The organism is Microcoleus sp. PH2017_35_SFW_U_B (assembly GCF_020737865.1).
Taxonomy (GTDB): domain Bacteria; phylum Cyanobacteriota; class Cyanobacteriia; order Cyanobacteriales; family Microcoleaceae; genus Microcoleus.
The window spans coordinates 1-6,003 of sequence record NZ_JAEQDE010000179.1; the positions used below are offsets into that span (position 1 = coordinate 1).

Consider the following 6,003-nt stretch of genomic DNA (forward strand, 5'->3'; position numbering starts at 1 on the left):
GTTCTACACTAAGAACATTCTGCTTAACGAAGGCATTCGTGCTTGGATGGCTCCGACCGACCAACCCCACGAAAACTTCATCTTCCCTGAAGAAGTTCTACCTCGCGGTAACGCTCTCTAATCAGTGCGAAGTATCAAAAATTGCAACATTTTGAAAGGGTAAGATAAATTAGTTTAGGCTTTACCCTCAATGTTTAAAAAGCTCCTGCCGCTCGGTAGGAGCTTTTTTGATTTCAGTAATCCGATCGCACATTTCCCTCTTTATACCTGCCCCACAGAAAAAGCAATCCGCTCAAAAGCTCGTTAGCGAAGCCCGCGCCTACGGCGGCTACGCCAACGAAGAGGATCGCCCGCTGGCTGTAGAGAGCGATCGAAAACCTCGATACGTCAGTAATTTGCCCTCATCTTGCAAAAATATTAATTTGCATCCCCCCACTTCTAATTCCTTGTGTTATTCTAATCATTGTGACTACTGAAATGATACTCAGAACGCAGGTTCTTTCGGTTACGCTGGCAAGGGCTAGCGCACAAATCCTCACACCAGATCTTGTATTTGGGTGAGGTGCGTTCAAATATGAAGCCATTTAGCTAATCCTGGAGGTGATGCCCATGATAGAAAGTAGTAAATGCATGGGTCATCAGATTGGAAACTACCGGCTGTGCGCCGGGGCCGCTCACTAGCAGTCAGCCGTCGTTTCCAACTGGAAACGAATTCCATCGGGAACCAGGCTCAGCTAGGGATTCTCCCGGCAGTCAGGTTCTAATCTGAAGACCCGCTAGACCGCTCTCACCTCAAATAGTGTTAAATCTTAAGTATTAAAACTTGAGCCTCAATACTATTGGTGAGAGCGGATAGTTTTTGGTCGGATTTTTTACAGGTTGGCTGTTAATCTCCCAAAAAGCTTATCCCAAAATAAAAAAAATTATGGCAGATCTACTTAACGATACTGAAATTCAAGAGCGCGCCAGTCAATTATCGGGCTGGACGGTGGAAGGTAAGCAACTGCGGTGTACCCGTTTATTTAAAGATTTTATCGGCGCGATCGCCTTTGTGAATAAGTTGGTCGCCCCCTCAGAAGCGGCAGGACATCACCCCGACATAGAAATCTCCTATAACCAAGTAACAGTTAACTTGACAACTCACGATGCCGGAGGCTTAACTGAGAAAGACATGGCGCTAGCCCAAGAGATTTCTGCGCTAAATTAGCTAGTTAGGCGGGAATCCCCACCCCATATTGTTTACAGATTGGGGTGGGATGAAAGCCAAGTTGATTGAGGTGGGATGGTTGACCAATCCCGTAGGGCTCGGAAGCCATCACCGCCGAAATCGACAATCTTTGATATCATTGAACCACAGTGGGGCTGGACGTGTTCCTCACTATAAAACGCCGTAGAGAGAAACAGTTTGGAGTATCTCGAAGGAAGATCTAGATATCCTTTACAGGACTCAGATGCCCAAACTATATTGCTTGCAATTAGTGTGGGAGCGTCACAAGAGTTCTCATTTTCCTAGCCGCCACTGCATCTAGCGACAGTCCCAAGAGCAGAAAGCCCGCTCAAAAGAAAATATCGACTCTGGGTTAAAATCGGGTGTGAGAAAGTCGAGATGCAACAAGTCCAATGTATTAAAGGCTATTCGCCATCCTCCGACCATGATCGTATTTGAAAGGCCAGAGTTCTTGAACGAATCTGCTCAAAGAACAGAACTGATAGAAAAGCTTTTGGATATTGGCGCGGCGCTCTCTAGCGCCCCCGATTTGGGCGGGTTGTTAAACTTGATTTTATCCAAAAGCCGGGAAATCACCTACAGCGATGCGGGCAGCGTTTATTTAGTAGATCACAGCGACGAGAAATCTAAGTTGCTGTTCAAGGTAGCTCAAAATGGTTCTAAACCCAGACTGTCGTTTAAGGAGTTTGCCCTGCCGCTGACAGACAAAAGCTTGGCGGGATACGTGGCAATTACAGGTCAAAGTTTGAACCTGTCTGATGCCTATGACTTGCCTCCCGATGTACCCTACCAGCTAGATACGAGTTTTGACAGGGATATTAATTACCGCACTTGCTCGGTAATGGTGTTGCCGATGCAAAACCGACAGGGCGAGACAATAGGCGTACTGCAACTGATCAACCGCAAAAAAAAGGCAGATGAGGTGCTGACGGCAGAGAATGCCTGGGAATCGACGCAGCAGTATTCCGAGTGGGAAGAAAGGATAGTTCGATCGCTCGCTTCTCAAGCAGCAATCTCGATCGAGCGCAATCAACTCCAAGAAAGCATAGAACACTTGTTCGAGGGCTTCGTCAAAGCAAGCGTGCAAGTCATAGAAGCCCGAGATCCATGTACCTTCGGCCATTCAGAACGAGTTGCAGCCCTGACAGTACGCCTGTCAGAAGAAGTAAACGCCGTCAGCAGCGGATGGCTGCGCTCTATTTACTTTAACAACCGTCAAATTCAAGAAATTCGCTACGCCGCCCTGCTGCACGATTTTGGCAAAATCGGAGTACCAGAAGCAGTTTTGACCAAGCAGAAAAAGCTCTACCCCTCACAGCTAGAAATCATTCGCCACCGTTTCGCCCTAGCTCAGCGGACGCTGGAAATGGAATGCGTCCAGTCTAAATACAAATACTTGCTAGAGCATTCAGCTTACCGAAAACACCCGGACTCTGGGCCAGAGTGCGCTAAATGCCAGGAAATAGAACAGCTAGACACGGCGCTAGCAGACGCAAAAACCAGATTGGCAGAATATTGGGAAGTCCTGCTAGAGGCCAACGAACCTCACATTTTGGCAGAAGAACCCCTAGCTCAACTGCTAGAACTTTCTCGGCAAACTTACAGAGATATAGACGGGGCAATTAAACCTCTGCTGAGTCCAGACGAAATCGTGCAATTGATGGTGTCGAGGGGCAACCTGACGCCGACAGAACGATCGGCAATCGAATCTCACGTCACTCACACTTACGAATTTCTCAGCCAAATTCCGTGGACAAAGGATCTAAAAAATGTTCCCCAAATAGCCTACGGACACCATGAAAAACTCGACGGCACAGGCTATCCACGAGGTCTAACAGACTCAGAAATCCCCATTCAAGCGCAATTGATGACGATCGCCGATATTTATGACGCCCTGACAGCCGGCGATCGCCCCTACAAACGAGCTTTGCGAACAGATGCAGCAATGAAAATTTTGCGGCAAGAAGCAGCTCACAACAAAATCAACGCCGATTTATTAGAACTGTTCGACCGTCGCCGAGTCTTTAGCGTCCTAGGACACGGTTTGGATGCAAAAGTCGAATCAGTATAGACGATTCGGACGTGCTGTGCTAAAAAGTAAATAGGCTATCGAGCGCCTAATGTGTCAGTAGTCCAATCAATCCCAAGTCCAAGTATGGTAAGGTTTTGAGGCAGTTGAGTACCTAGTCAAAAACAGGCATCCGACAGCAGCCAATCACATCCATACACTCAGTTAGTCCCCAAAAATCAAAAGAAAAAGTGAATTTTAGGTCTCTTTTTAAAGTATGCTAGTTTAGCAACTACTGACCACATAGAAGACTCGAAAAGTTTCTCTGTAATCGGTGTGAGGATGAGAGTGAATATGTCGAAATTTTTGTGGAGTTACCTACTAATCAGCCCAGCAGTCTTAGGAGCTACCCTAGTAGTTTCTTCGAGCGCGATGGCAGCAGACGCTCAGCAAGCTGCTGATGCGCTCAAGCCTCAAGCTGCCCAAGCTGAAACAGGCCAAGCCTCCGAAGCCAAAGTTAATGCTTTAGCGGCTGTTGACGAAACTACCGCAGCACTAAAGCCAGTCGAAGAAATTTCCCAAGGAACAGGCAGCGAAACCAAGCCAGCGATTGCAGATGCCAGCCCTGCTGCAACGGGCAGCGCGATCGCCTCCGCCACCACAGACCCCGCAGCAACAAATCTTGAAGCTGCATCACAACCTGTAACTGAATCTTTAGCAGCAGTTGAGCCAACAGTCGCTCAACCAGTAGAAAATTCAGCGGCAGCCAGACTAGAAAATCCAGCCCCAGCAGCTACCGCTGTCAAGGAGCAAATCAGTGCAGTTCAATTAGAAACTACTGCCCCGGCAGTTGCAGAGCAGGCACAACAAAATTTGCCCTCTCCGGCCCAATCTCTAGCCCAAACTGTCGCACCACAAGCTCAAAACCCAGCCGCCACATTAGAACAGGTCAACGAGTACAGCAGCGAAGGTGCTGGTGGCGAAACTCAGGCTCAAGTAACCTCAGTATCTCAACTTTCCGACGTGCGGCCCACAGACTGGGCATTCCAAGCACTGCAATCCCTAGTCGAGCGCTACGGCTGTATTGCCGGGTATCCAGACGGCACATTCCGCGGCAACCGGGCAATGACCCGCTACGAATTTGCCGCCGGTTTAAACGCTTGCTTAGACAAAGTTAACGAGCTAATTAAAGCAGGTACAACCAACTTAGCGACAAAAGACGACTTGGCAGCCCTCCAACGGCTCCAGGAAGAATTTGCAGCAGAACTGGCAACCTTGCGCGGCCGCGTCGATGCTCTGGAAGCTCGCACATCCGAACTCGAAGCTAACCAATTTTCAACTACTACCAAACTGACTGGGGAAGCAATTTTTGCCCTCAGCGACGACTTTGGTGGCAATGATGGCTTGTTTGGCAGAGACAACAGAAGAGTCGGTACGGGTAACAATGAAGCCGTCTTCCAACAGCGGGTACGTCTCAATTTAAATACGAGCTTCACCGGCAGAGACTTGTTGCTCACCAGACTGGATGTGGGCAACGGTCAAAACTTTAACTTGGGGGCGACGAGCGAAGGTACTCAAACCTGGAACGTAGTTGGCAGAACCGACAACGTTTTTCACTTGGGCAGCTTGCTTTACAAGTTCCCCGCTAGCAATCGGTTGAACGTTACCATTGAAGCCGCTAACGGTATTTGGAACGATTTCATTCCTACCGTCAACCCTTACTTTGAAGACTTTGACGGCGGTAATGGCTCCCTCAGCGCCTTCGGTCAGAGCAACCCAATTTATCGCCTAGGTGGCGGTGCTGGTATCGGCTTCGATTACGCCTTCGGTGGCAGAGGCTTGCTGGGCGGTGTGTTCGGCCCGACTTCTCTGTCCTTTGGATATTTGGCGTCAAATCCGGCAAGTCCCGCCAAGGGCGCAGGCTTGTTCAACGGCGATTACGCAGCGATGGGGCAGTTGACTTTTACCCCGGGACGCAACTTGCAAGTTGCTCTCACTTACAACCACGGTTACTTTAGCAGAGGTAACTTCGGGTTTGACAACGGTTTGGGGAACGGGCCAGACAAACTTGGCGGTTTTACAGGCACGGGCGTGGCTAATTCCATCAACGGTTTGAGCGAAGGCTTTGACGGCTTCCGCGCTCGCAAAGTTGTCAGCAACTCCTACGGTGCTGAGGCTTCGTTCCGACTCAGCCCGAGATTTATCATTGGGGGCTGGGCTGGTTTAACCAATGCTCGTATTCTCGGCGTCGGCGATGCGAGAATTTGGAACTACGCAGCCACTTTGGCTTTGCCCGATTTAGGGAAAGAAGGCAACTTGCTGGGCTTTGTGGTAGGTCGTGAGCCTTACTTGGATAAACTTGAGGCTCCTGGCAATTTGCGGAACTTCAACAACGATACTTCGTGGCACTTTGAAGGCTTCTACAAGTTCAAGCTCTCGGATAACATTGCCGTGACTCCGGGCGTCATTTGGATTACCAACCCGAATCAAGACCGCAATAATGACGACATCATTATTGGTACTCTGAGAACTACTTTCACGTTCTAAGAGTGCGTTTTAAGAGGCAGGGAGAGTCATATTCTCTCTCTGCTAACAACTCTATAATTTAACATTAGCCCTGCTTGTCGCAGGGCTTTTTTGTGTGGCGGACAAATGCAGCTCATCTTATTTAGGGCTTGCTGAAAAATCAATCACATATTGCGTGGCATAGGTTTAGATGGCGCGAGGGAGAAAAAAGTGCAAGATAAACAGGTAATATAGATCAAAA

The 6,003-nt window shown here is 48.8% G+C and carries 4 protein-coding genes and 1 pseudogene; all 5 read left to right on the forward strand.

Annotated elements, in window-relative coordinates:
* A pseudogene (locus JGK36_RS33050) lies at nt 1–121 on the forward strand (photosystem II protein D2); the annotation flags it as partial.
* A 106-nt stretch (nt 122–227) separates the two neighbouring features.
* Nucleotides 228–476 carry a hypothetical protein gene (locus JGK36_RS33055; RefSeq protein ID WP_293186923.1) on the forward strand — a complete coding sequence of 83 codons (249 nt, stop codon included), beginning with the start codon at nt 228–230 and terminating at the stop codon, nt 474–476.
* 449 nt (nt 477–925) lie between these two features.
* Entirely contained in the window at nt 926–1,207 is a 282-nt protein-coding gene (locus JGK36_RS33060; protein ID WP_293186922.1) for a 4a-hydroxytetrahydrobiopterin dehydratase, read from the forward strand.
* Nucleotides 1,208–1,652: 445 nt separating this feature from the next.
* On the forward strand, nt 1,653–3,299 hold the full coding sequence (locus JGK36_RS33065; RefSeq protein WP_293193881.1) for an HD domain-containing phosphohydrolase: 1,647 nt from the start codon (nt 1,653–1,655) through the stop codon (nt 3,297–3,299).
* Nucleotides 3,300–3,590: 291 nt separating this feature from the next.
* Nucleotides 3,591–5,783, forward strand: coding sequence for an iron uptake porin (locus JGK36_RS33070; protein ID WP_293186920.1), 2,193 nt, complete (start codon nt 3,591–3,593; stop codon nt 5,781–5,783).
* The last annotated feature ends 220 nt before the right edge of the window (nt 5,784–6,003 follow it).